The organism is Cyclobacterium xiamenense (genome assembly GCF_009467825.1).
GTDB classification, from domain to species: Bacteria; Bacteroidota; Bacteroidia; order Cytophagales; family Cyclobacteriaceae; genus Cyclobacterium; species Cyclobacterium xiamenense.
Genome location: NZ_WIOK01000084.1, coordinates 1 through 938, shown reverse-complemented (window position 1 = coordinate 938; position 938 = coordinate 1). Strand labels below are relative to the sequence as shown.

The following is a 938-nucleotide window of genomic DNA, read 5'->3' as shown; positions in this document are numbered from 1 at the left end:
TTGAATAAGGCACTTATCAAATAAAGGCTTTGTACGGATACGGTGGCTTCGCCACCATCCTTTGTATTAGATTTTCAAAAATCCCTTCTTTCATTTTATGGCGATTGTACCTGTAGGTATATTCGTTAATGTAGGGTTGAAGGTCCCTAACCGAATGATGGGTTCCTCTCAGCCAGGCTTTAAACATCATTATCACCCGATGCATCTGCTTGAAGTTTTCTCCCTTCTTTCCTGATTTTTCTCGGATCAGTTTCGGGAAATGAGCCTCCATACCCTTATAGCCGCCCCAGCAGTCAGTCTTTACCTGTGCGTCTTTATCGATGTGATCAGTCATAAACCCTCCAAGATTGATCTTGGAAGCGGTTTCAATAACCCTTCCGTACCAACGTGAAACACCACCTAAACCCCTTTCTATGCCCACCACCATGATTTTCTTTTTCCCCTCATTTCTTCCTATTGCTTTGTCGTCCTGGCCACCCACATAGGTTTCGTCTACTTCTACTTTTCCCGTCATGGGGAAATTCTGGCTGCTTTCCATTGCCTTCATCACTTTCCGCTTAAAAAGCCAGCAAGTCTTTTGCCTGAGCTCAAGCCTACGGCTTAATTCCCCACTACTGACGCCATTTTTGTCAGTAGAAACATAATAAACGATATAGAATGCCTTCAGAAGAGGGAATTTGCAGTTGTGAAAAAGGGTGCCAGCCGTTGGTGATTCTAGACGGCCACATTTGGTACACTGTCTGTCAAACTCATTAATTCCCTTGCAATAATGGGAATGTCCGCATTTCTTACAAAGATATCCATCCTTCCACTTCATATCTGCCAAATATTTATAACATGCTCTATTATCGGGAAATCGGTCTTTAAATTCGAATATAGACAGACTCTTATACTTCTTTTCCATAAAATCAGCGTTTAACGACAATATAGCCTTATTC

1 protein-coding gene is annotated in these 938 nt (G+C 42.0%); it reads right to left on the bottom strand.

Features of this window, described 5'->3' with window-relative positions:
• Window positions 1-16 precede the first annotated feature (16 nt).
• A complete protein-coding gene (locus GCU44_RS22950; RefSeq protein WP_154859716.1) occupies window positions 17-904 on the bottom strand; it encodes an IS1595 family transposase in 888 nt (295 codons plus the stop codon).
• Window positions 905-938 lie beyond the last annotated feature (34 nt).